A 24,990-nucleotide genomic window follows, 5' to 3' on the forward strand; every position below is an offset into this window, starting at 1 on the left:
TCGTTCTATATCAAACAAATTTGTGAAGTTATCACTATCCTGACAAGCTCCCTAGGCGAGTTTAAAAGGTATATATGCTGCGTTATTGATTTTGACAAGGGAATAACCATTCTCTTCAATCAATGTCTTGCCTCTACACCTTTTAATTCTCGCTGAATGATCTATTCATTACTTCAATTGGTATTACTCAAATGCTATCTATTTTTCTCTGGTAGCATTCGGGTTAACGTTTCATCGTATAATAAATAACATCTACTCAAGATCAGTACTGTCTAACACGCCTGATTACGTAAACCTTAGAAGCTATAAGCCAGACCTATCGATATATGACTATCTACCCAAACCGTACCATCGAAGTGCGCCAAACAAGTACCATTTCGACAAAAAACAGTGTTATCATCTTTTGTTAAGGTCGCATAAGCACGAAGTTCTGTAATAAAAGCTAAGTTATCTGAAAACTCATAGCGAGTACCAACAGCAACCGTTATTGAAGGGTAAATAACACTATCAAAATCGCTATTAAAATAAGTCGCACCAACGCCCATTCCAACGGTAGTAATGTAGTTTCTTTCTTTAAAAAAAGCGACACCGTTAAAGTGTGCATATAAGGTGTCAAAAGAATGCGTTGATTGGTCAATATTATCGGTAAAGTCACGAGATATATAATTGACTAAAATTTGCCCTTGACCAGGGGTAGAGTCTTGCCAAGAAAAAGCTAAAGCAACGTTGGGGTCATTTGTTATTGCAATATCTACCGTGTTATCGTCACTGGTCAGTTTTGGGCTAAAAGTATAACCAAGCATAGACGTTATTTCTAAATCGTTTGCTTGAGCGCTTATTGATAATAATTGCGTGCAACATAGAGCAATAAACGCTTTGTTGGAACGAGGAAAAAATCTCAATGGGGGCATAGTTGAATGTTCCGTTGTCTTTTTAATTGTTAATTTTATATGTGATTGTTTTTATTGTTGAGTGCAAGCTTACTTTAGAGTACAAGTATTAGCAGTATTTAATTAAATTTATTAGTGAGTTAGCTTTTAATTGCTAAGTTCAATAAAGCAAGTAAAACTTCACCACCTAACTGGTTTGTTATAATACCCTGTTTACCACCTATAGCTGTTATATTAACATCATGAAGCGGTATCATTTTAGCTAATCCGCCGTTAATTATATTTAACTCTACGGTGTTGATTGTAATTGCGGTAATATTGATTTTGGCTTGAGGTTTTCCTCGTTTTTTCTTCACTTTAGTATGCTCAATAATTGGACCTGCTTGTGGGTTATTTTCGGCATATTTTTCAGCATTGAGTTGAGGGTTGTTCTTAGCGTATATTTTGGCACTTATGTTGGGATATAACTCAGGGTAATCAAGGGCAAGTTTATTGCTGATTCTTTGAATCAATTGGTCAATATTACTTGTTTTACCTGAGCTAGTTTCAATATTTAAGGTAAGCTTATTGATTGTTATTGCTTGTATTGTCGTTAATAAAGGTTGGGTAGGTTGTTTCACTAACTCAATATGTGCTACATCAATAATAACAGCATGTTTGGCTTGATGATCGTTTAAGTTTAACAAACTGAAATTTGTAAACTCTCCTATTCCTGTGCTTGACGAAAAATCAGCTAAAGTAACATTGGTTTTTTGGCCACTGTAATAATGTCCTTGTATTTCAATCTGGCTTTTAAGGTATTCATTTAACGATCCATTGGCTAAATACCAAAGCATGGAGCTAAGCGATACTAATAGGGTAAAAGCTAAAACAGCAAGTTTATTCAAGGGTAAGCCTCTTTCATGCTAAGGGATAAATGACTGATTATATATTGTTATAAAAAAGCCGTTACTGATTTGGGTAACGGCTTGATATGTGCTGTAGATTTTACCTGTGAGGTATTATCATATTGCACTACTTGGAACGCTTGTTGGGCTGATATGCTCAATAGGGTAACAGCCAAGTACTTTAATAAAGTTGGTGTGTTCGGTCATTTCACTAATCGCTTCTTGTAGCGCGAAATTTTTCAAATTTGCTTCTACATCAATATAAAACATTTCTTCCCATGGACGGCCTTGAATAGGGCGAGACTCAAGTTTACACATATTAATACCTTTTTCTTTTAGTACTAATAAACATTCTACTAATGCACCTGCTTTTTGCCCAGTTGCTAAAATAATAGCTGTTTTTGCTGGTATTTGTTCAGCCACCTCAACGGCTTTTCTTGCTACCAAGATAAAGCGCGTTTTGTTTTCATTTTGATTTGCTATCGATTTTTCTAGTGCTTGTAATTGATATAAGTGACCACCTTCTTCACTGCCGATAACAGCGACAGTATCATCTTGCAATTCGGAAGCTTTAACCATGGCATCGGCAGTGCTTTCGCAGTATTCTATACGTATATCATTCTGTTTATCTAAGAAATTACTACACTGTGTAAATGGTTGGCCATGAGCATAAATCGTTTTTATTTTATTTAAACTAGTCTCTACAGCGGTAAGTAAACAATGCTCTATTGGTTGGGTGATTTCACCAACAATAGATAAATTAGTGTGTTGTAACAAGTCATAAACTTCGTTGATACTACCTGAACTGGTATTTTCGATAGGCAACATACCGTAATCTACTTGACCAGACTCTACTTGTTGTAGGATATCACTGAAATTTTGGCAGCCAGATTCAATTATTTTTTCTGCGCGTCGAGAGAAGTATCGGTGACTTGCCAAATAACTATATGAGCCTTTATCACCTAGGAAAGCCACGCTAACCGCTGGCGTTTGAATATCAGGATTAGCTAAGCTTTGTAAAAAAGCCTGCTGATTTAGTACTGAATCTTCAATGATAGTTTGAAATATATTGGTAACATAGTGAGCATCTAAACCTAATTCTTTCCCTTGTTTTATTAAGCGAATTAACAACTCTTGTTCACGTTGCTGATCTCGAATAGGGCGAACTTGTTGTATTTTACTCTTAGCAACATTTAATGTAAGTGCGCGACGTTTAGCAAATAAGGTCAGTAAATCTTGATCTAAAGTGGTTATTTGTTTACGTATTTCGTTTAAATCTAATTTTTCGCTCACTGTGTTTTCCTGTTATTACTATGAGTGGATTGGAAGGTTTGATTTCTCTAGAGCAGCTACTCTATCTAGCTTTACTGAATTCTGTCAACAGTTTATTTAGACTGTTTTTATTTACTTATCAATTTTATGGGATACATTGCCAAATAATAGCAAAACTGCTTAGCGTAGCTACGGCCCAAACCAAGCTACGTAGCTTGTCTATGTTTGCTAAATATAAACCATTATACAGTACGCGTGCACATACATGTACTATGGCGAGTAAGGTTATATGTGTACCTGTATGCTGTGTTGCTATTGCTAATAATACTGCAGGAGCGAAAATTATTAATGATTCAAATGCATTTTGATGCGCAGCTAATGCACGCGCACCAAAACCTGTTAGTTTACTTTGTTGATCGCGTGGGTGGCTATTGTTATATCCGCCTAGCTTATGCATAGCATAAGCAACGGGAGCTTTTGCCAAAAGTGGTAATAGTGTTGCAATAAATAAACACCAAATTAAAGTTGCCATTGTTTTTCCCTATTGTTGTCGTTTTAGTGGTTGTTTATATTAACTCGAAACTAATAATTTAATAGCGTTAACGTGTATTTGGTTTTACCAGGTAAAAAAGGTAATGCTTTACCTTTTACCCAGTCATTGTGTCCTTTGCCATAATAAGGACTCCAAGGATGTCCTGCTTGGCTCGTAGGCATATGAGAAATGCCGGTTTCTTCATGACCAGGTGAAACCACCATACGCTCTGAAGCGCCAAAAGATATGCCTTGAACCTTCGGCATATAACTATCACCTGATAGTTGTGTTGATGGCATATCTAACCATTTTCCAATGAAAGGAATAGCATTACTCAGTGGATGCTTAATAGTTGTAGTATTTTGTTGCCCCCATCTAGCATCAACTAATGCTTGTTGTTCATTTTCTTCTACTGTGATCATGTCATCAATCGTTTGTTTTAGCGCTTGGTTAAACAAGGCAGACCAATTTTTTAATGGGCGCATTAAAAAGTTTTCAGGCTGTTGATTGATAAGTTGCCATAAAGGTGTTTTAACTTGATGGCGGATGCTTCGAAACTTATAACCGTCATCTAATTGTCTAAAATTATTATTTAATTCACTAAAGACTAAATCACGTGTATTGATACGAAAATTTCTTACTAAACGATAATTAATGGAATCTACACTAGCAACCCACGGCTCATTTTTTAATAATAACTTTCGTACTTGGATAAATTCTTTATATTTACTTAACGTGGCTTGGTTAAGCACGTTAGTTAATAAGAATTTTTGCCAACGCGTTAAAAATAGTGCACGTTCATCTAAGCCTATATCAAGTAACGCTTTTTCATCGAACGCTTTAAGGGAATTTAAATTGTCTCGGATCTGTTTAGCACGGGCGCCAAGGGCATAACCACCGTTACCTATTTTTTGTAACATATCGCCGCCAACAACCCGTGAGTTTGCTGTCCATAAACGATTATTTTTAGGATTAAAAACCCTTGGATATTGATCTGGCGTTAGGTACCCTTGCCAATTATTTTTACTATTATGCTAATAGGTAGGTGTTTCACCTATATTGCCAATTTTTGCTGGAATTGGCCCCATAATTGTCCAACCAATATTACCAATTTTGTCACCTACCACCATGTTTTGTGAGGAAATTCCACTTCGAGCTTCAATAGTAAACGCTTCTTTCACTGATTGTGCTAACTCTAGTTCTGTTGCCGTGATGTTTACGGCTTGTTTGTCATGCGCAACCCAGCGATAAGCTAACAATTTTCCTTGATGATTTTTGCCAATAACAGGGCTCCAAATAGTTTCTTTAATGGTGACCTCTACAGGCTGTTCATCTTTTACTACAATAATTTGTTTATGGTAACTAAAGTCTTTAGGGCCGGATGATGTCAGATATTGTTTAGCATCATTTATTGTATTTAAAATGACAATATCGCTGTAATCACCATAACTGTTAGTGAAACCCCAAGCAATATTGCCATTACTACCGACTACTATACTCATGATACTGCAAGTCTATGTACATGCTAAAAATGCTAAAAATGCTAAAAATGCTAAAAATGCTAAAAATGGTTAAAATAGAATCTTATTCATTCCACTGTACAGGCTCTTGTTGTAAAGTAAGTATTCAAAAGGTTGTGTTCCTAAAGACATTAAGCCCTGATTTACCCCTTGGGTATAGGCTTCTAATAAGACTCTTTGATTGTTTGGTAAGCTATTAATAATGGTTCTTGCTCGTTCTCTAAAACGATGCAGTCGAATTGACTTATCATGCTTTAATGCCAAAACTCCAAATAAGCTAGCGATTTCGCCTGCTGAATTACGTCTAAGCAAGTCCATTTGAAAGAACCGCTCTTGTGCATGAATAAAGCCAGTAACAACGGCTATATCAACACGGCTTTTAGCTTTAATAGTCGCAATACCTTAGCTATCACGATCAATCACGGCAGTACTTTGTAAACCTAAGATAGTTTCTTCGCCGTTGAGTAAGGGAAGTGCATTATCTACCTTGCTGTAAAGCCAGGTAATACTAGAGGCGATGAGTAAGAAGCTAATAAGTAGCAGGGAAATAATTATTCTTTTTATCATGGGTGAGCTAACCAAGGTTATAATATTAATAAGAGTATCTGATTCATATAAACTAACGAAGCATTTGTTTTTCTTTGATAAAAGAAAAAAGCCTATATTTGTTTAGATTTATACGTTAAGCAAATGTTATAATACCATCATCGTAATTGTACTAATTTGTGCTAATCTTAGTTTATGCTTAAAGTTTCAGAGGTTCACAGTGACAGAATCAATGTCTAAACATGTTCAGATTGGAGAATGGATTTTCGAAATCAAAATGGTTCGTGCACTAAAAGTTTCAGAGTACGGTAAACCGTATTCGGCTATTGCAAACTGCAATGTTAATGGCGATACCATGTATATAGATGGTTTGTTGGCAAAAAACGCGAAAATTTTTACTAAAAGTGACTTTAATAGTTTTAATGACTTTTGTTATAAAATGGGACTTAAACAGTTTTCTTATCATAGATATCAAAACGGTCAGTCAATAATTAAAGATAACATGGTTAGCTCCCCCGATGATAGAGATAGCGCTTCAATAATACTTAGTAAGTAACCCATTCAATAGCATCACTTTAGTCTTGTGAGCAACGAAAGAAAGTTTGTCTCATTGCCATTTATTGTTAGAATAGCACATCAATAATTTTCGATAAAAAACTTCCATGGCATCACTTCAAGATCAATTACTTAAAGCGGGTTTAACGACCAAGCAAAAAACGCGTCAAGCCAATGTAGATAAACGTAAGAAAAATAAACAAAAGCGCAGTGGTGTACAACATGGCGCTAGTTTACAAGAGCAAGTTCAGCAGGACTTAGCCAAGGCTAAAACAGATAAACAAACAAAAGATAATGCTTTAAATGAGTTGAAGCAGCAGCAGCTCGCTGACAAAGAGCAAATATTACGTATTAAGCAAATTTTAATTCACCACCAGATTAAAAATGTGGCAGGTGATAATGATTACAACTATACCTTCGAAACAACAATCAAAAAGTTGCCATTAGATGCTGTTACCCATAAAGCATTGGTCAATGGTCGTTTAGCATTGTGTGGTTTAGATGACGTCACTTATTTAGTTACTCGTGAAACGGCAGAAAAGCTGAGTGAGCTCGATAAAAACGTTGTGTTAGTACAAAATGATAATGCGCTTGATGAACAAGTCGATGAAGATGACCCTTATGCTGACTATCAAATTCCAGATGATCTGATGTGGTAAGTTAACTTGTCCGTATAATTGTTATGAATACTAATAATCATCATATAGAAATATCACCTCTGTAAGTCCTTATGTAATAATACACCTGTAGCAACTAAATTTTCGACTACTATACCCATACCACCTCAAGATGCGAGTTTCAGGACTACAAAGGAATTCTTGATCAAGGCGCATCTTTTATTAATGGTTTTTCCCTTAATAATAGATGCAACGATGAGCATGATTTTCTCTGTAGCCCCGCAGGGCGAGTTTAAAAGGCGTATATGCCGCGTTATTGATTTTGACAATAGAGTAACTATTATCTTCAATCAATGCCTTGCCTAATAAGCCTTTTAATTCTCGCTGAATCCTGCATCTTGAAGTGGCATGGGTATATAGCCCATAAGGATAGAAGTAACATGTCAAATAACACTGAGATGAATGTTGATAAATGTGCTGATGATCAAAAAACAACTCAACAACAGTTGGACGATGCTATCAATGAAATTACTGAGTTAAAGCTACAAATAGCTTGGTTAGAACGCTCTTATGAGTGATACCTTACAGTCACTGAAAAAAATTCAATAGAAAGTTAATATTAACCATTATATTAGCTTTTTTTTGCCCTAATTTTATTTTTTGTCATTTTTTATAATACAAAATGAAATTTTATATAAATGATTACAGTCAGCTGTTCATTTTTGATATTCATTGCTTGCATTAACGCGAGTTCATGCTATTTTCTCATTTATAAAAATTTAATCTAAGGAATATTTCATGCCAAAGGCTAGCGATATAAAGAAAAATGCTGCGATAGAGCATAACGGTAAAGTATTAATTGTTAGGGATATTACTCGCTCAGTTCCTCAAGGTAGAGCAGGGGGAAGTTTATACCGCATGCGTTTATATGATGTGGTTACCGGAGCTAAAGTTGATGAAACTTTTAAAGCTGATGATATGCTTAATTTTGCAGACTTAAGTCGCCGTCCATCTATGTTTTCATATATTGATGGCGATGAGTATGTCTTTATGGATAATGAGGACTACACCCCATACAACTTGAATAAGGACAGTATTAGCGAAGAGTTGTTATTTATTAACGAAGATACTCAGGGTCTGTCTGTAATTATTGTTGATGATGTTCCTGTTGCAGTTGATCTTCCTGCCTCTGTTGATTTAATTATTACGGAAACTGACCCTTCTATAAAAGGCGCTTCAGCCAGTGCTCGTACTAAGCCAGCAACCCTTTCAACAGGCTTGATTATACAGGTGCCAGAGCATATATCTACAGGTGATAAAATTAAAGTTAATACCAGTGAGCATAAATTTATGGGTCGTGCAGATTCTAAATAATAAATAGATAAAACATGACATATATACCCGTGACACCTCAAAATGCGTGTTTCAGGATGCCTGAGTGATTCATGATCAAGGCGCATTTTTTTATTAAGGGTTATTCAGGAGAATGTGCTCCTGCATTCTCTAATAAGCTACATCCATGTAGCGTCCTTAAAAAGAGATGCAACGAAGAGCATGATTTACTCAAACATCCCCGTAGGGCTGGTTTATAAACGTTTTATGCAGCGTTATTTATTTCGACAATAGAACAACTATTATCTTCAATCAATGCCTTGCCTAAAGACGTTTCTAACTCCAGCTGAATCCGACATCTTGAAGTATCATGGGTATATTGTTATTTAAGGGAAAACCCTTAACAAAAGAATCACCTTGATTATGAAGCTGATATTTTCTGAAATGAGCATCTTCAGTAGAGCGGGTATAAATAAAAAATGGCTAAACACATTCAATGTTTAGCCATTTATAAACAATTTATCTGTATTGAATTAATCTGCCAATGGTGAAATGTAGCCGTCTGGTTTTAAGGCGAGTACATCACAATTAAGTTGATCAATAACATGCTCTGCTGTGTTGCCAATTAACGCCGCTGAAATCCCTGTTCTGCCTATCGTACCCAAAATAACTAGTTCAGCATCAAGTGTACTAGCAACTTGCTCTATTACCGTTTCTGGAAGACCTTCTTTGACATGAGTATTAACAACATTAATATCAAATTTATTAGCATGAGCAATCATAGCCTGCTCATGATGCTTAACCATGGTCTCGTTATACTCAGTTGTATTAAACTCAGGTATTTCAATCGCTATGTTAACGGGTGTACCCGGGAATGAATTAACCAGGTGAACATTAGCCTGAATTACTTGCGCTAGCTGTTTGGCTTCTTCTGTTATTTTTACATTGAGTGAATGATGCTCAGCTTCATCGCTACCTACATTGACCGCAGCGATAATATTCCCGTTACTTGGCCATTCATGTTCTTTTACTAACATTACAGGGCAGGGGCATTTGCGTAAAATGTGCCAATCAGTAGGCGTAAAAATGACTGATTTTAATTTGTCATGTTGATGAGTACCTTTAATGACAAGATTATAACCTTGCTTGATTACTCGTTCGATTATGGCCTCAAAGGGACGATTGTGCCATACAACTTGGCAATCTATTTCTATATCAGGATTTAGCTCCTTGATATAATTTTCTAGCCAAAATTCTTTGTCCTTGATCACTGATTGACGCATGGCATCACGTTCATCAGTAGAAAGTATTGTGGTCATTTCATAAGAAAAATCAAAAATACTTAAAAAGGCAGTGATTTTTGTTTGGTTGGTACCGTTTTGGTTTATTTTAGAGGCTAAATCTATTGCTCTTTTTAAGGCTTTTTGCTCATTGGTTGTTGGATCGATGACAACCAAAATATTTTGATAAGTTTCCATGATAAATCTCACTCTGATGAAATTAAAAAATAGCTTGTATTAAGCTTAGTTAATTTATAGCAAAAGTGTGAGATTAATGCTTGTTTTAAATCAAGTTGTTGGAAGTTTCAATTAGCTAACTTAATGAAAGCTATTATAAAGTTAGCTTAGGGTTGAGGCTAATTATATGGTCTAGTTAGAGGCGCAATCAATTAACTGATCAATATCTAAAATAGAGATAAGTTTTCCGTCAACTTTGATTAAGCCATTTTTATGAAAACGATTTAACAAACGGCTAATGGTTTCAACAGTGAGTCCAATATAGTTGCCAATGTCACTACGGGTCATGGTTAGACGAAATTCTATTGAAGAGAAACCTCGAGCATAATATCGGTCACTCAAACTCACTAAGAATGTAGCGACACGTTGTTCAGCATTTTTTCTGTTAAGTAACGTAAGCATCTCTTGATCTGTTCTGATTTCATTACTCATTAAACGTAACACTTGCTTTTTAAGCTTAGGCATTGTGTTAGATAATGTATCTAAACTATCGTAAGGAATTTCACAAACCATTGAAGTTTCAAGTGCTTGAGCAAAACTTTTATGCTCACTATCGGCAATAGCATCAAATCCTAATAAATCACCCGCTAGATGAAAGCCAGTAATTTGCTCTTCACCTTGCTCGTTGACTGTAAAGGTTTTAAATGTACCTGAACGAATGGCAAATAGACAATTTAGTTCTTGCCCATCAGCATATATTTTATCGCCTTTATGTATAGGTCGTTTGCGATCAATAATATCATCAAGCGTGTTCAGCTCTTCATCATTAAGCGTAAAAGGTAAGCAAAGTTCACTAATACTGCAACTTTGACATTTGATATGCTGTGCGCTAGGGCCACTATTATTCGACATGTATTACTCAATTGTTTTAGAAGTAATTGATGTATTTACTCTAATTTTTAGGTCAAGACTATGGTATTAGAACATTTGTTGATATGCAACAATAAAACTGTAAATACCGAAGGATATTAAGATAAAAGCCATCGTTTTTCGTAAAACTGGGTTGACTAGTCTATTTTTTATGCTACTGAAGCCTATTGACAAGGTCAATAGGGCGGGTAAAGTGCCTAAGCCAAAGAAAAACATGATACTAGCGCCATTAATTATACTGCTGCTTGCTAATGCCCAAGTCAGTGTTGAATAAACTAAACCACAGGGTAGCCAACCCCAGATTGCACCGAGACCAAGTGCTTTTAATGGGGTGTTCACTGGAATTACCCTGCTTGCTAGAGGAGAAATATATTGCCATAATTTCTTTCCTAGCGCTTCAATTCTATTGAGCCACATTAACCATTGGCCTAAGTATAAACCTAACAAAATAACAAATACAGCTGAAAATAATTTTAAACCAGCCAGCGGTAGGCCTATATTCTTCGCAGCAATAGAGCCTGTAAAACCAACAATGGCGCCGATAAAGCTGTAAGAGGCTATTCGTCCTAGGTTATAACAAAAAACTAACGTAAATTTGCTTGATTTTATTTGACTCTCATGTTGATAGCCGTTTTGATTACCCTGTTGATCATTAACGGGAATTTGTTGATTAGTATCATATTTGTTACTTGGAATTGCAGAAGTCAGCATGGTGGTTATGCCACCACACATGGCAATACAGTGCCCTGAACCAAGCAATCCGATGATAAAAGCAGAAAAGAAATCTAAACTCATTTATTTTGACTTTTTGACTTATCACTGGTAACAGTCAACTTATTATTTTTTTCTTCTTCATCAGATGCATTTTCGTCGAAGAGAATACTCATCCCTTGCTTTTCAAGATCATCAAACTGCTCTGTTTTTACCGCCCAGAAAAAAAGATAAATACCAATGGCTGTTAGGAGTACTGCAATTGGAATTAAAATGTAAATAATGCTCATGAGCTTTAGCCCTAATGTTTTAAAAATAGTTTTAAGTAAACTATTTTTTTAATAGACGTAGTGAATTGGTAATCACTAAAATTGAACTTGCCGACATGCCAATAACGGCCATATAGGGAGTAATAAATCCAGCGACGGCTAGCGGTAATACAATACCATTATAGCCAAAAGCCCATAAATAATTTTGGAAAATAATACGACGAGTTTTGACCGCTATATAGTGTAATGTACTAATACTGCTAAGTTGGTTATTTAATAAAATGACATCAGCGCCACTTTTGGCAATATCTGATCCACATCCCATCGCAATCGACACATGAGCTGCACCAAATACAGGTGAATCATTAACGCCATCGCCTATCATTGCAACAGTGGCATTTTGTTCTTTTTGTAGGTTTTTGAGTTTAGTCATTTTATCGGTTGCACTCAAACCGCCATAACAATGAGGTATCGATAATGATTTAGCGACTTTTTTACAAGCATTTTGACTATCACCGGATAACATCAATGTTTGATTGTTTTCATTTAACTTAGTCATTAATGCTTTGGCATCATCCCTTATTTTATCTTTAAGGTAAAAAGCCCCTATAAGGGTGTTATCGTAAACTAGAACACAAGAAGCATTGATTAATTGCTCATCCTTTTTTTGAACACTCGTAAAGCTATCTAAGAGCCAACTAGGCTTGCCAATATGGAATTGTTTATTGTCTATTAAACCACTAACGCCTTTACCTGAATGCACTTTGACATTGATGGCATTCATTTTGAAATTTCGATACTGATTAAAAGGTTTAGCGAGTGGGTGTTCAGAATGAGATTCTAATGCGGCAGCAATAGCTAATATATTTGTTTTGTTATAAGTATCATCTGTTAATAATACGTCTATTTTATCTATGGTAAAATCACTGGTAGTTAAGGTGCCTGTTTTATCAAAAGCAAAGGTGTTGATCTTGGGAATTGTTTCCATTACATGAGAAGACTTTATCATAATACCATCACGATTAAGACGAGTGGTAGCACACGTTAATGCGGTAGGTGTTGCTAAAGATAAGGCACAAGGGCAGGTGGCAACTAATACTGATAAGGTGATCCAAAATGCTTCTTCAGGTAAATGCTGTTGCCAATAAAGTGCTGTTCCAATAGCGGTCATTAAAATCACTGCAACAAAGTATTGCGCTACTTTATCGGAGAAGCGTGCTAATTTAGGTTTATGGGCTTGAGACTGTTCACTTAAACGAATAAGTTGACTTAAAAATGATTGACTACTAGATTGTTTAACTTTTACCGTTAAATTGCCATCACCATTAATTGTGCCGGCAAATACATCGTCGTTAATGTTTTTGTTTAAGGGTAATTGCTCACCAGATAACATTGCTTCATTTACTTGGCTGTTACCGTCAACAATTACACCATCAGCAGGAATAGTTTCACCGGGCTTTACTATTACTAAGTCACCTTTCACTAATAGCTTAGCCGCCACTAATTCCTCTTTCTGTTCTATGTTTTCCTTATTCGTAACTCTAAACTCGAAACTGTCTTCATTGCTACTTAATTTCGTTGCCGTCATGGGCATTAATTTTAATAAATTCGCTGATACTTGTGCTGCATGAGAGCGAGCTCTAAACTCTAAAAATTTGCCAATGAGTAGTAAGAAGGTGAACATTGATACGGACTCAAAATACACTTCTCCTTGCTGCGTTACTGTTGCCCATGCGCTAGCACTAAATGCTAAAATGATGGCAATAGATACGGGTACATCCATCGATAAACGCTTTAATTTAAGGGCGGTAATTGCCCCCATATAAAAGGGAAATGCACCGTAGGTAGCAATAGGAATGGCTAAAATAAAGCTCACCCAACGAAGATAAACAATGTTGTATTCAGCCATATCTGAAAAAGCACCAAAATATAAACCGACAGCAATCATCATAATTTGCATCATTAAAATGCCGCTGATGCCTAAACGTTTAATAAATCTTTTGCTGATTACTTTATTACGTTGCTCTAGTTCATTCGCTTTAAAGGGGAGAGCTTGATAGCCAATATGATCAATGGCATTAAGGATTTCACTAAGTTTAACTTGGTCATCTTGCCACTTTATTGTGGCTCGTTGAGTCGTCGCATTTACCGTGATTTGATCAATGCCTTTAAGTTTACTTAGTTGCATTTCAATTAACCAAGCACAGGCTGCACAACTGATACCTTCTACCGTTAATATCGCTTCTTTAGAATCTTTATCTTGGTAGATAAACTCATTTTGTAATACATCTTCATCAAGCAACTTATTCTTTTGCTGTTGAGCTGCTTTGAGTTGTGGAGGAATCAGGTCCGCACCCTTTTGAGCTGGCTCTGTTCTCACTTGATAATATTGAGTCAGGTTATTGTCAACGATGGTTTGGGCAACAGCCTGACAACCTATGCAACACATAGGTTGTTTTTTATTATTGATAGTGACACAAAGCTCTATGCCTAGAGGTACATTCTCATTACAATGAAAACAGCTTTGTGGTTTAGAAGATGTGCTTGACATGTAAATAAATTTTTAATTATCCGTTAATAATATATGCCGTATAAAGCTAAATTATTGTGCTTTGATTGGATCTGGCACTATGTCAATAAAATCATTTTGCGGTAGACTAATGGTTTCTTGAATTTTCCAATGATTTTGAAATGGCGTTAAGGTGATTTTCCACTTGCCTGAAACAGCATTGTCAAACTTGTGTCTGAAGTAACCATTACCGTCAGGTGTAAGTGCTAAGAAAAAATCTTTTTCTTCTTGTGTTGGATGATAAAAGTTAATGTTTATCAAAGGAAAAGATTTTTCAATACCTGTAGGTTTAACTACAAGTTCATTGTTCGATAACTTCAATGCGAACCGCATGCCTAATTTTTGTGCTAGTTTTACTTTGGCTACTTGTAAGTTAATGGCTTTGCCTGTTTTATAATAATCACCTACAACAAGCGGGTCAGGGTTGGTATTGGCTATGATGTACGTTGTAATACCCGCTACGACGGCGGTAAAAGGGAGAATAAAAACTAACCAAGCCCAGGGCTCACGATACCAAGATGTTTTCATAGAGTTTAAACGTTGTTAAATTGTATAAATTTGGCGCTTATTATAGCGTTTATCACTATTTGGGGCTAGTTTTCTTTATCGAAACAGGATAATAAAAAACCCTAGTTAACAAAGAGTTAGCTAGGGTTGGTTTTATTATTTGTAAATAAATATTACACTATGATTACTTACATTTTTTTCTTGGTTTTAATCTTGAGAAAGAGAATAGATATAAGCACTAATTACATGTACTTTTTCTTCACCAAGAATAGCTTTCCAAGGAGGCATTACACCGGCACGACCATTTCGAATAGATTCTTCAATAGCACGCTGTGAACCACCGTATAACCAAATGTTATCAGATAAATTTGGTGCACCCATTGGTGTGCCCATAGCTAAACTACCTTGACCGTCTGGGCCGTGACAACCAGCACATATTCCAAATTTAGCTTTACCTGCTGTGGCTAAATCTTCGTTTACAGAGCGACCACTTAAGCTAATAACATAAGCTGCTACTTCTTTCACGCCTTGTTCGCCACCAATAGCAGCACCCCAAGCCATCATACCAACCGCTTTACGACCGTTCATGATAGACTCTTTAATTTGCTCTGGTGTGCCACCATATAACCAGTCTTTATCTGTTAGGTTAGGGAAGCCTGTAGTACCACGAGCATCAGATCCATGACATTGTGAACAGTTTTGAATAAATAGGCGTTGACCTACTTTCAATACTTCAGCATCTGTGGACAAATCTTCAATACTACGCGCTGCGTAAGCATCAAAAATCGGACCATATTTAGCATCAGCTTGTTCAATTTCACGGTCATATTGAACTAATACGCCAGAATCTTTTTTCAAATATTCTGCTGTTTTAGCTTTAGATTCAGCAATATTTAAAATACCTTGGTTAGAACTTTTCCAACCTAAAAGGCCAGTCCAGTTACCTAAGCCATAAAGTGCAATATAGCCAAATGCCCAAACGATGGTAAGTAAGAAGAACGTGCTCCACCATTTAGGTAGTGGATTGTTTAATTCTTCAATGCCGTCGAAAGTGTGTCCCATAGACTCACCCTCTTCAACGCCCGCAAAGTTCTTTAAGCACATACGTAGTATTAAAAAACAACCTACGAGAGTGCCTAGGGAAAGAACCCAAACCCATATATTCCAGAAGTTAGACATACTTATTTTCTCTCCTGCTTGCTATCTTTATCAAGATGGCTTTGCTTATTTTGTTTTGTTAGATCGTCTTCTTCAAAAATAGAATTTGCAACTTTATCAAATGAAGCTTTCCGTTTTTTTGAGTATGACCAAACTACAATTATGACAAATAACGCCATTATAAGGAGGGCAACTAGCCCTCTTAATGTACCGTAATCCATCAGGTAACTACTTCAATGCATGCCCAAGTGATTGCAAATAAGCAACCAAGGCATCCATTTCAGTTTTACCTTTAACCGCATCAGTCGCGCCAGCAATTTCTTCATCGGAATAAAGTTTTATTGCATTACCATTTTCATCTTTATGGCTGCGATTACGCGTTAACCAGTTAAAAGCTTTAAGTTTTTCACCTGTGAGCTCACCGTCTAATGTATTGGTATTTAACCAATGATAAGAAGGCATGTTCGATTCAGGTACCACTGAACGAGGATCAGTTAAATGGGCAATATGCCAATCATCACTATAACGACCACCAACACGTGCCAAATCTGGACCAGTACGTTTAGAGCCCCATAAAAATGGATGTTCCCAAACGTGTTCACCGGCAACACTATAATGACCGTAGCGTTCAGTTTCGGCTCTAAATGGGCGGATCATCTGGCTATGACAATTATTACAACCTTCACGAATGTATATATCACGGCCTTCCATTTGTAGCGCAGTGTAAGGCTTTAAATTATCAACAGGTGTTGTTGTCGCTTTTTGGAAAAACAACGGTGTAATTTCTACTAAGCCACCAATACTAATGGCTAAAATAGTAAATATTGCAAACAAGCCTATATTCTTTTCGACTTTTTCATGTGTATTTTTCATGTCGATCTCCTTAGGCTTCTTCAGCTGCTTTAAGACTTCCGTCTTTAGCACCAATTGTTTTAAACATGTTGTAAGCCATTAATAAAAAGCCTGATACAACTAACACACCACCTAAGAAACGAATGAAATAGAATGGGTAAGAAGCGGTCAAACTCTCTACAAAGCTATAAGTTAATGTTCCGTCTGTATTTACAGCACGCCACATTAAACCTTGCATTACACCTGAAATCCACATAGCGACGATATAAAGTACAATACCCGTTGTATGAATCCAAAAATGAATGTTGATTAAGCGAATGCTATACATACGACCTTGATTAAATAACACTGGAATTAAATGATACATAGCACCAATTGAAATCATTGCCACCCAACCTAAAGCACCAGAATGAACATGTCCAACAGTCCAATCAGTGTAATGAGATAAAGCATTTACCGATTTAATTGCCATCATAGGGCCTTCAAAGGTAGACATACCATAGAAAGACAAAGAAACAATTAGGAAACGTAAAATTGGATCATGACGAAGCTTATGCCATGCGCCTGAAAGCGTCATAATACCGTTAATCATACCACCCCATGAAGGAAGGAATAATACGATAGACATTACCATACCAACAGATTGAGCCCAATCAGGTAGCGCAGTGTAATGTAAGTGATGAGGACCAGCCCAAATGTATAAAGAAACAAGTGCCCAAAAGTGAACAATAGATAAACGGTAAGAATAAACAGGACGTTCTGCTTGTTTAGGAACAAAGTAATACATCATCCCTAAGAAACCGGCGGTTAAAAGGAAACCAACGGCATTATGTCCGTACCACCACTGAATCATCGCATCAATAGCACCTGGGTATATTGAATATGATTTCATTGCAGAGATAGGAATAACCATTGAATTCACAAGATGCAATACAGCTACGGTGAGGATAAAACCACCAAAGAACCAGTTAGCTACATATATGTGCGAAGTTTTTCGTTTAACTATTGTACCGAAGAACACTATTGCATAACAAACCCAAACAATTGTAATCAATATATCGATTGGCCATTCTAGCTCAGCGTACTCTTTTGAAGAGGTATAACCTAAAGGTAAAGATATTGCAGCTGCTACAATAACTGCTTGCCAGCCCCAAAAGGTAAATGCAGCTAATTTGCCACCGAATAATCGGGCTTGACAGGTTCGCTGTACTACATAGTATGAAGTAGCAAATAAAGCACTCGTACCAAAGGCAAAAATTACTGCATTGGTGTGAAGTGGTCGAAGACGAGAGTAGGTTAACCAAGGTGTATCAAAATTTAACGCAGGCCAAATTAATTGAGCCGCGATAAGCACACCTACGAGTGTACCAACGATCCCCCAGATTACAGTCATTACAGTAAATTGACGTACAACATCGAAGTTGTAGTCTACTACTGCTGACGGATTACTTTGAGTCATGTTATGGATTCCGCAGTGTTATTATTAATGAAAACAATTATAAAGATGTTTTTTAAAAATCAGACACGTTAAAAACGTACAATCTTTAAACTATTTCTGTGTGTTCGCTAAAAAGCGATGATATATGTCACAAAATCGAGCTAAATATGCCATATACAAGGTAATTTTACCCTTTGAGCATGACAAAAATCAACAGCCGTCTGTGTTTAAATTTGACATAGATCAAGTTTGAACTTAATTGCCCATATTCAATTTGTGGCTATGAGAATGTGATTAAAAAGCCATTGGACTTTAGTAGGATTTTAATGCGATAACTATGAACAGTTAACAGGTCATATTGCTATCTAAAAATCAGCAAGTTTGATGATCTTATCTTGAGAAAGTAGCACTATTTTCTTTCCTTTTACTTGAATTAATTGATCTTTTTGGAATTTAGAAAAAACCCTACTTAAGGTTTCACTACGTAAGCCTAAGAAGTTAGCAATGTCATTTCGGTTAATGGGTAATTCAATACTCGTATCACTACCAGTATAACTAGCGTTTCTTTCGATAATATTCAATAAAAATGCTGCTAATAAGCTATCGGCAGACTTTTTTCCTATATAAGCTTGAAAATTGCGCTGGCGAACATAGCTTTGTCTGCTTAATAATTCAATTAGATTTTGTTGAATTTCTGGTATTAGTTGACCGCAAGAGGTCATTTGTTCAACAGAAACCTTACAGACAGAACTGTCACCAATTGCGATGGCTGTGTAGTTATAGGTTTTTAAATAAAGTGCGTCTTCGCCAATGAGCTCACCAGGAAAACGTAAACCAATAATATTCTCAGTATTGTCATCCGTTTGTTGACATAATTTAAAGGTGCCAGAGCTGACGGCATAAATATCTGTTAAGGGATCTGATTGATTAAACAGAATGTAATTCGTTTTGGTGGCAATTCTTCTATGTAAATAACTTTCAGATAAGTTGATTGACTGTTTTGCTGTTACGAGAGGTTGGCAAACTGAATTCATAGAACAGTCATCACATTCCACAAAGTTGTTCTTGTCTTTATTTTGCATATTTTGCCTAGGCACGGTTGTCACTTACTTGTTAATATATACCCGTAATCATTCAAAGTGCTCTGAAACCTGCACTTTGAATGGTCACGGGTATAGATGTATTCATTTCAGTTTAGATATATTAAGGGAGTCAGGCAATAATAACAATTGTTTGAACTTAGAGCACTACCAATGATTAAAGTTGTTTTCGTTATATTATTTATTTTCAATATATTGGCTTGTAATCCAATCCAACAAGCGTCTAAAAAGAAAAGCACACTTCCACAGACCCCCTTTACTTGTATAGTTAGTCAAAGTCATTGTAAGGTTATTAACGAGCTTGGCACTTTTACTATTGAGTTTTCAGGGCAACTTGACCATGGAAAGATAAAAACAGAGTTACCGTTTGAAATTCAGTTAACATTTGATGCGCTTTCTAAAAGTTTACAGTTAAAAAACGTCAGTAGTTACCTTGAAGGTAAAACTATGTTTATGGGTAAAATTCCGGTGTTTTTTCAAATGACTGAAAAAAGTAATGATTCTATTATTGCAGAAACCTTGCTTGCTAGTTGTAGTGCAGAGGTAATGACATGGCGACTTTGGTTTGCTGTAGAAGTTGAGCAGGAAGGTAAGACAACCCAGCAAGATTTTTTTATTGATTTTGATAGCCAAAGATTATAAACAGGTTGCGAGTTTCGAGCCTCGAGTTACGAAGAGTATATTCAAGTGGAACGGGTATATCACGAATTTCTTCGTGACTCGTAACGATTGAACTCGAAACTATATTTTAAATATTATTCGTTACATCAACCGATAGTTTTAGTCTTTGCCCTGGCTGTAAATATTTACTTCGGCTCAAGCTATTCCAACGTTCAATATCACTAATACGAACATTGAATTTATCGGCTATACGGGCGAAAGAGTCTCCAGGGCGCACTTTATAGGTAATATTACGCATTATCGCTTGCTCAACGCTTAGATGACTTGCTTTGACTGAAACATTAGTCTTTTGCCAAATAACCAGCTTCTGTCCCAGTTTCAGTGGGTCACGTGGTGCAAAGCCATTCCATTTAGCTATTTTACTACCACTCACTTTATAGCGTTGACCGATATCCCAAAGGTTATCTCCAGAAACAACCTTATGTGTTAATTTAACGCCTTTCTGTGGTTTAGCTTGTTTTTTTGCAATACGTTGATCTTGAGAGAGTATATAGCTATCAAGTGATTTAGATGCTACTGGAATTAACAAGTGTTTGCCTGCGCGTATTTGATTACCGTTAATACCATTTACTTGGCGTATTAACTCAGTACTAGTATGGAATTTTTTCGCGATATGACCTAAATTGTCACCATTTTTAATTTTATATCGTTGCCATGCCAAGCGTTCGTCTTTGTTTAATTTAGCTAAGCCTTGTTGAAAATGTGCAACTTTATGTTTGGGTATTAAAAGTCGATGTGGTCCATCTGGGTCAGTTGACCAACGGTTAAACCCAGGGTTTAGACGTTGTAATTCAGGTAGCGATAAATCCGCTAGGTTAGCCGCTTTGGCTAAATCGAGTTGTGACTTAATATCAACTTGAACAATTACTTCTTCATTAGCAATTTCATAAAGTTTGAGATCAAAATGCTCAGGACGTTTAACTATATCGGCAAGAGCAAGTAGTTTAGGAACATAAGCCCGTGTTTCTTTAGGTAAATCAAGTGACCAAAAGTCGGTGTTTTTTCCTAGACTTTTATTTTTTCTTACCGCTCTGCGGACACGACCTTCGCCTGAATTATACGCTGCTAGGGCAAGTAGCCAGTCGCCATCAAAGAATTTGTGTAAATACTTCATATATTTTATGGCACCTGATGTCGATGCAACCACATCTCGACGTCCGTCATACCACCAGTTTTGTTTCATGCCGAAACGTGTGCCTGTACCGGGTATAAATTGCCACATACCAGAGGCTCGACCATGCGAATAAGCAAAGGGATCAAAAGCACTTTCAACCACGGGTAATAATGCTAATTCTACTGGGACATTGTTTTTTTCTAGTTCTTCAACAATATAGTATAAAAATGGCTCAGCACGTTTTGCTACTCGTGTAAGGTAGCTTGAGTGTTTAGCGTACCAATTACGCTGCATAATCACACGGTTGTTTTGTGGGATATCGAAAGTTAGTTGGCCACGTATACGTTGCCATACGTCATTACTACTTTGTAGCGATTCGCCTTTTAAGGAAAAAGTAACATCGTCAACAGGGTGAATAACATCAATACTTTCATCTGCAAGTAATGCCTGATTTATTTCAGCTGTGTTAGCGACTTGCTCTTGGGGTAAATAAATTTCGTTAGTATTGTTTTGTGATAATAAAGTGCTTTGACAACCACTTAGGATAATTAATGCGGGGAATAAAAAATTTTTCATGTGCAACCAATGGTAATGTGAAACGGATAATTATGTTTTCTATGGCAACTGCTCGCTAAAGCGGTGAACAGTAAGGTTAACACGTTAAAATTGGTCTTTCCAGCGCCTAATCGTGGTGAAAGTATCTTGTGATGTGGCTTTCGCGTCTGCTGAAAATTGTTGGGCACTGGCCTGTATGGTTTGCTTATTACAGCGTAAAAAAGGATTTATTTGCTTTTCTAGTTGAATGGTACTTGGAATCGTTGCATGGCCTTTAGAGCGTAACTCGTTAACTTTTTTGTTGTAATCAACTAGCGCTTGATTTTTTGGCTCTACGGTGAGTGCAAACGCTAAGTTAGCTTGTGTGTATTCATGCGTACAATACACTTGAGTGTGTTCAGGTAAATTAGCTAGCTTAGTTAATGAGTTCAACATTTGTTCAGGACTGCCTTCAAATAGTCGACCACATCCCCCTGAAAATAGTGTATCACCACAAAATAGAATAGGTGTTAAGTGGTCATTAGCAAAGTAAGCTATATGTCCTGCCGTATGACCCGGTAAATCAATTATTCGAAAGTTAATATTAAATTCATCTAAAACAACAGTATCATTTTCAGTCAGTTTGACATCACAAAGAGGAATATTTTCATTTGCAGGTCCATAAACGGTTAATGACCACTGTTTTTGTTGGCAATATTCAACCAACTTATTTATGCCGCCAGTATGATCTGAATGATGGTGAGTTATCAATATTGAGCTAAGAATCAGTTGGTTTTTCTCTAAAAACTCAATGCAAACACTAGCATCACCGGGATCAACTAACGTTGCCACCTGTTTATTGGTAATAGCCCAAATGTAATTGTCACTAAAGGCTTTTATTGGCGTGATGTCTACAGGGGTAACCCCTATAGACGAATTGATTGGTTTGATTACACTCATTTGGAATTTCCAACTTGCTCATACTCAGTATATACTTAATTATACTTCTTTTAGTTTTGAATAACATGACTTATGAAACCGGCACTGGCATTTCGGCAACCACATTATCCTCAATCTTGGCAAGCGCTACCAAACGGTGATATTGCTTTATCGGCTATTGATACCATTTTAAAACCATGGTGGGAAAAGTTCTTTGGATATCATCTATTAAAAGTAGGTGCGTTAAGTCATGAGGTTTGCACTCATAATAGCCCTATAAAGCATCAGGTTAGCTGTTGTGTTACTCGCACCGCAGGGCAAGAACAAGCTAATATTGTTGGTGATTTAGATGATTTACCCATATTGGAACATAGCGTTGATGTTTGTTTACTTAGCCATGCATTAGAATTTTCACTTGATCCACACCATGTTATCCGCGAAGCTAATCGGGTACTCATTCCAAATGGCTACCTTATTATCACTGGCTATAACCCATTATCTTTAGCTGGGTTTAACCGAGTAATACCTTATAGAAGAAAACAACAACCTTGGAATGAGCACTTTTTCTCTCCAATGCGGGTGAAAGATTGGTTACATTTAATGGGTTTTGAAATTATTAGTGATGAACGTTGTGTGCACAGTAATTTAGCAGGACAAATGAGTGAGCATTTTGTGGCAAACTGTTGGCGAAAATTTGCCAGCAATTACTTTACTAGCTTTGGCTCTGTTTATGTCATCATTGCAAAAAAAAGAGTGTTACCACTAACACCAATCAAACCTAAATGGCAGATAAGAACTAAATTCAGCCCGATAAAAGTGCCATCTATGAAGGTGGATCATAATAAAAGCAGTTATATTTCATCAAAAACAAAATAAGTAGAAAATAGTATGAAACTCAATGATTTTGAACAATATTTAAATCAGTTATTAAAACCCGAACAAATAAAAGATTACGCACCAAATGGTTTACAAATTCAAGGCAATGAACAAATAACTAAAATAGTTACCGGTGTTACCGCATCACAAGCCCTAATTGACTTAGCGATTAAAGAAAAAGCGGATGCGTTACTTGTTCATCATGGTTACTTTTGGAAAAATGAGTCTTATGTTATTCGCGGCATGAAGCATAGCCGGATTAAGGCACTAATAGAGCATAATATAAATTTATTTGCTTATCATCTTCCTCTTGATATTCATCCAACACTGGGTAATAACGTACAATTGGCAAAGTTATTGAATATCGACATAACAGGGCCGTTAGAATTAGGTAATTCGTTAAGTATTGCGATACAAGGAAAATTAACTGAAATAACCAGTGGCTGTGATTTAGCGTTGTTAATTAATGAAAAACTTAACCGAGAGTGTTTACACATAGCGCCACCATCGAATAAAAAAATTAAAACCATTGCGTGGTGTACGGGTGGAGGACAAGACTATATTGAATTAGCAGCAGAGCAGGGTATTGATGCCTTTATATCTGGTGAAGTTTCGGAAAAAACAACGCATATAGCTAAAGAAATGGATATTCACTTTTTTGCCGCTGGTCATCATGCTACCGAGCGTTACGGTGTTAAAGCACTTGGTGAGCATATTGCTAAAGAGCAAGGGCTAGAAGTTGTTTTTATTGATATTGACAACCCAGTCTAGTATTTTTTGTTTAGCTACTCTCATCTACATGCAGTTAGTTAAATAACGTTTTAAACCATTGCACTAAGCGGCCTAAACTCTCATACCAGGCTACGGTAGTTTGCTCTAATTTTTTACTACTAGGGAGATAATCTTTCCAGCTGCTTTCATTGTTCAGACCTCTAACCCAATATCCCGTCGGCGCAGCAATTGGAAATACCCCTTGGAGTTGAAAGTATTTCATTGACCTTGGCATATGATCTGCGTTGGTAATTAACACGACATTAGCACCTTGCACTCTTGGGCTTATGAGCTGTGCTTCCTCTTCGGTATCTTTGGGGAAGTTCTCTGTGATGATCTTTTGCCCAGGAATACCTAAGAGTACTAATGATTGTTTCATTATATCTGCATTAGATACGGGGTCATCACCAGCAAAACCTGACGTAATGATTCTCGCTTCCGGATGAATTTTATAAATCCTCAACGTCTCTACTAGACGCTGTAAAGAGGCTACTTGTAATTGACTCGTAACGGGTAAAGTGTGATTACTAGAATGACCATTTCCTAAAACAACAATATAATCTACAGGTTTGCTAGAACGTGTAAAAGCTTCATAATTATTCTCAATACTAACCATTAAGGTGTCAGAAATAATAGGCATTGAAGATATAAGTAATAATAGCACTGCTGATATTAGATATTTAAAACTGACTTTGGGGCGTTTTTTAAAATAAATAATAGCTAAAATTAATAGAATAAAAACCAAGTTAATGGGCATGAGAAAAATTGAAATGACTTTTTTAAGTACGAATAAATCCATAATGATCAATTAGCCAGTGAAATATGTATATTTCGAATTGAGTAATAAAATTATAGCAAAATTTGTGGTACTCGTAATTAAAAAAACAAAGCCATCAAGTTGCTAATATTTGTGAAGGGTTAATAACTTTTTTT

At 36.4% G+C, this 24,990-nt stretch carries 27 protein-coding genes and 1 pseudogene; 7 read left to right on the plus strand and 21 right to left on the minus strand.

Features of this window, described 5'->3' with window-relative positions; translation table 11 throughout:
* Positions 1-296: 296 nt before the first annotated feature.
* The 7 genes and pseudogenes from DWA31_RS06980 to DWA31_RS17470 all read right to left on the minus strand — a co-directional run bounded on the left by DWA31_RS06980 (position 297) and on the right by DWA31_RS17470 (position 5,668).
* Positions 297-911, minus strand: a complete 615-nt coding sequence (locus DWA31_RS06980) for a hypothetical protein (protein ID WP_114325116.1) — start codon at positions 909-911, stop codon at positions 297-299.
* Between the two features lie 119 nt (positions 912-1,030).
* Complete coding sequence (locus DWA31_RS06985) at positions 1,031-1,777, minus strand: hypothetical protein (protein WP_114325115.1); 747 nt, start codon at positions 1,775-1,777, stop codon at positions 1,031-1,033.
* Positions 1,778-1,894: 117 nt separating this feature from the next.
* Complete coding sequence (gene pheA / locus DWA31_RS06990; RefSeq protein ID WP_114325114.1) at positions 1,895-3,070, minus strand: prephenate dehydratase; 1,176 nt, start codon at positions 3,068-3,070, stop codon at positions 1,895-1,897.
* Positions 3,071-3,194: 124 nt separating this feature from the next.
* On the minus strand, positions 3,195-3,581 hold the full coding sequence (locus tag DWA31_RS06995; protein WP_114325113.1) for an MAPEG family protein: 387 nt from the start codon (positions 3,579-3,581) through the stop codon (positions 3,195-3,197).
* Positions 3,582-3,631: 50 nt separating this feature from the next.
* Positions 3,632-5,083: pseudogene (locus DWA31_RS07000) on the minus strand (penicillin acylase family protein).
* 69 nt (positions 5,084-5,152) lie between these two features.
* On the minus strand, positions 5,153-5,500 hold the full coding sequence (locus DWA31_RS17465) for a penicillin acylase family protein (protein WP_342766951.1): 348 nt from the start codon (positions 5,498-5,500) through the stop codon (positions 5,153-5,155).
* Between the two features lie 3 nt (positions 5,501-5,503).
* Positions 5,504-5,668: a hypothetical protein gene (locus DWA31_RS17470; RefSeq protein WP_245942528.1), complete on the minus strand. Its 165-nt coding sequence runs from the start codon at positions 5,666-5,668 to the stop codon at positions 5,504-5,506.
* 199 nt (positions 5,669-5,867) lie between these two features.
* Here DWA31_RS17470 and DWA31_RS07005 point away from each other — a divergent pair, with 199 nt between their 5' ends.
* The 4 genes from DWA31_RS07005 (at position 5,868) to efpL (ending at position 8,193) form a co-directional block, all read left to right on the plus strand.
* Positions 5,868-6,203 carry a hypothetical protein gene (locus DWA31_RS07005; RefSeq protein ID WP_136037981.1) on the plus strand — a complete coding sequence of 112 codons (336 nt, stop codon included), beginning with the start codon at positions 5,868-5,870 and terminating at the stop codon, positions 6,201-6,203.
* A gap of 106 nt (positions 6,204-6,309) precedes the next feature.
* Positions 6,310-6,861 carry a DUF2058 domain-containing protein gene (locus tag DWA31_RS07010; protein WP_114325895.1) on the plus strand — a complete coding sequence of 184 codons (552 nt, stop codon included), beginning with the start codon at positions 6,310-6,312 and terminating at the stop codon, positions 6,859-6,861.
* 398 nt (positions 6,862-7,259) lie between these two features.
* Positions 7,260-7,397 carry a hypothetical protein gene (locus DWA31_RS17180; RefSeq protein WP_168427304.1) on the plus strand — a complete coding sequence of 46 codons (138 nt, stop codon included), beginning with the start codon at positions 7,260-7,262 and terminating at the stop codon, positions 7,395-7,397.
* Positions 7,398-7,617: 220 nt separating this feature from the next.
* Positions 7,618-8,193 carry an elongation factor P-like protein EfpL gene (efpL, locus tag DWA31_RS07015; protein ID WP_114325896.1) on the plus strand — a complete coding sequence of 192 codons (576 nt, stop codon included), beginning with the start codon at positions 7,618-7,620 and terminating at the stop codon, positions 8,191-8,193.
* A gap of 491 nt (positions 8,194-8,684) precedes the next feature.
* Here the strand turns inward: efpL and uspE are convergent, their stop codons facing one another.
* From uspE to DWA31_RS07070, 11 genes are all read right to left on the minus strand, one after another.
* A complete protein-coding gene (gene uspE, locus DWA31_RS07020) occupies positions 8,685-9,629 on the minus strand; it encodes a universal stress protein UspE (protein ID WP_114325897.1) in 945 nt (314 codons plus the stop codon).
* 171 nt (positions 9,630-9,800) lie between these two features.
* Positions 9,801-10,520, minus strand: a complete 720-nt coding sequence (fnr, locus tag DWA31_RS07025) for a fumarate/nitrate reduction transcriptional regulator Fnr (RefSeq protein WP_114325898.1) — start codon at positions 10,518-10,520, stop codon at positions 9,801-9,803.
* 66 nt (positions 10,521-10,586) lie between these two features.
* Positions 10,587-11,333, minus strand: coding sequence for a sulfite exporter TauE/SafE family protein (locus tag DWA31_RS07030; RefSeq protein WP_114325899.1), 747 nt, complete (start codon positions 11,331-11,333; stop codon positions 10,587-10,589).
* The gene (ccoS, locus tag DWA31_RS07035; RefSeq protein WP_114325900.1) at positions 11,330-11,539 is read right to left on the minus strand and encodes a cbb3-type cytochrome oxidase assembly protein CcoS; all 210 of its coding nucleotides are present in this window, start codon (positions 11,537-11,539) and stop codon (positions 11,330-11,332) included. The genes DWA31_RS07030 and ccoS overlap by 4 nt, the downstream gene beginning before the upstream one ends.
* 40 nt (positions 11,540-11,579) lie before the next feature.
* A complete protein-coding gene (locus DWA31_RS07040; protein ID WP_114325901.1) occupies positions 11,580-14,069 on the minus strand; it encodes a heavy metal translocating P-type ATPase in 2,490 nt (829 codons plus the stop codon).
* A gap of 51 nt (positions 14,070-14,120) precedes the next feature.
* A complete protein-coding gene (locus DWA31_RS07045) occupies positions 14,121-14,615 on the minus strand; it encodes a FixH family protein (RefSeq protein ID WP_114325902.1) in 495 nt (164 codons plus the stop codon).
* Positions 14,616-14,801: 186 nt separating this feature from the next.
* Positions 14,802-15,773 (minus strand): cytochrome-c oxidase, cbb3-type subunit III, encoded by a 972-nt coding sequence (gene ccoP / locus DWA31_RS07050; protein WP_114325903.1) that lies wholly within the window; start codon positions 15,771-15,773, stop codon positions 14,802-14,804.
* A gap of 2 nt (positions 15,774-15,775) precedes the next feature.
* Positions 15,776-15,973 carry a cbb3-type cytochrome oxidase subunit 3 gene (locus DWA31_RS07055; RefSeq protein WP_114325904.1) on the minus strand — a complete coding sequence of 66 codons (198 nt, stop codon included), beginning with the start codon at positions 15,971-15,973 and terminating at the stop codon, positions 15,776-15,778.
* 7 nt (positions 15,974-15,980) lie between these two features.
* The gene (gene ccoO / locus DWA31_RS07060; RefSeq protein ID WP_114325905.1) at positions 15,981-16,625 is read right to left on the minus strand and encodes a cytochrome-c oxidase, cbb3-type subunit II; all 645 of its coding nucleotides are present in this window, start codon (positions 16,623-16,625) and stop codon (positions 15,981-15,983) included.
* Between the two features lie 10 nt (positions 16,626-16,635).
* The gene (ccoN, locus tag DWA31_RS07065; RefSeq protein WP_114325906.1) at positions 16,636-18,063 is read right to left on the minus strand and encodes a cytochrome-c oxidase, cbb3-type subunit I; all 1,428 of its coding nucleotides are present in this window, start codon (positions 18,061-18,063) and stop codon (positions 16,636-16,638) included.
* A gap of 344 nt (positions 18,064-18,407) precedes the next feature.
* Complete coding sequence (locus DWA31_RS07070) at positions 18,408-19,139, minus strand: Crp/Fnr family transcriptional regulator (protein ID WP_136037982.1); 732 nt, start codon at positions 19,137-19,139, stop codon at positions 18,408-18,410.
* A gap of 156 nt (positions 19,140-19,295) precedes the next feature.
* Between DWA31_RS07070 and DWA31_RS07075 the strand changes: the two genes are divergently transcribed.
* Complete coding sequence (locus tag DWA31_RS07075; RefSeq protein WP_114325908.1) at positions 19,296-19,784, plus strand: hypothetical protein; 489 nt, start codon at positions 19,296-19,298, stop codon at positions 19,782-19,784.
* Between the two features lie 106 nt (positions 19,785-19,890).
* Here the strand turns inward: DWA31_RS07075 and DWA31_RS07080 are convergent, their stop codons facing one another.
* Positions 19,891-21,513, minus strand: a complete 1,623-nt coding sequence (locus tag DWA31_RS07080) for a lytic transglycosylase (protein WP_114325909.1) — start codon at positions 21,511-21,513, stop codon at positions 19,891-19,893.
* An 84-nt stretch (positions 21,514-21,597) separates the two neighbouring features.
* Complete coding sequence (gene gloB, locus DWA31_RS07085; protein WP_114325910.1) at positions 21,598-22,431, minus strand: hydroxyacylglutathione hydrolase; 834 nt, start codon at positions 22,429-22,431, stop codon at positions 21,598-21,600.
* Between the two features lie 72 nt (positions 22,432-22,503).
* Here gloB and DWA31_RS07090 point away from each other — a divergent pair, with 72 nt between their 5' ends.
* Complete coding sequence (locus DWA31_RS07090) at positions 22,504-23,286, plus strand: class I SAM-dependent methyltransferase (RefSeq protein ID WP_114325911.1); 783 nt, start codon at positions 22,504-22,506, stop codon at positions 23,284-23,286.
* A gap of 12 nt (positions 23,287-23,298) precedes the next feature.
* Positions 23,299-24,057, plus strand: coding sequence for a Nif3-like dinuclear metal center hexameric protein (locus DWA31_RS07095; RefSeq protein WP_114325912.1), 759 nt, complete (start codon positions 23,299-23,301; stop codon positions 24,055-24,057).
* A 34-nt stretch (positions 24,058-24,091) separates the two neighbouring features.
* On the opposite strand, the gene DWA31_RS07100 is transcribed toward DWA31_RS07095, so the two are convergent.
* On the minus strand, positions 24,092-24,856 hold the full coding sequence (locus DWA31_RS07100; RefSeq protein WP_114325913.1) for an ElyC/SanA/YdcF family protein: 765 nt from the start codon (positions 24,854-24,856) through the stop codon (positions 24,092-24,094).
* Between the last annotated feature and the right edge of the window lie 134 nt (positions 24,857-24,990).

It is taken from the genome of Candidatus Colwellia aromaticivorans, from assembly GCF_003333305.1.
Taxonomy (GTDB): domain Bacteria; phylum Pseudomonadota; class Gammaproteobacteria; order Enterobacterales; family Alteromonadaceae; genus Colwellia; species Colwellia aromaticivorans.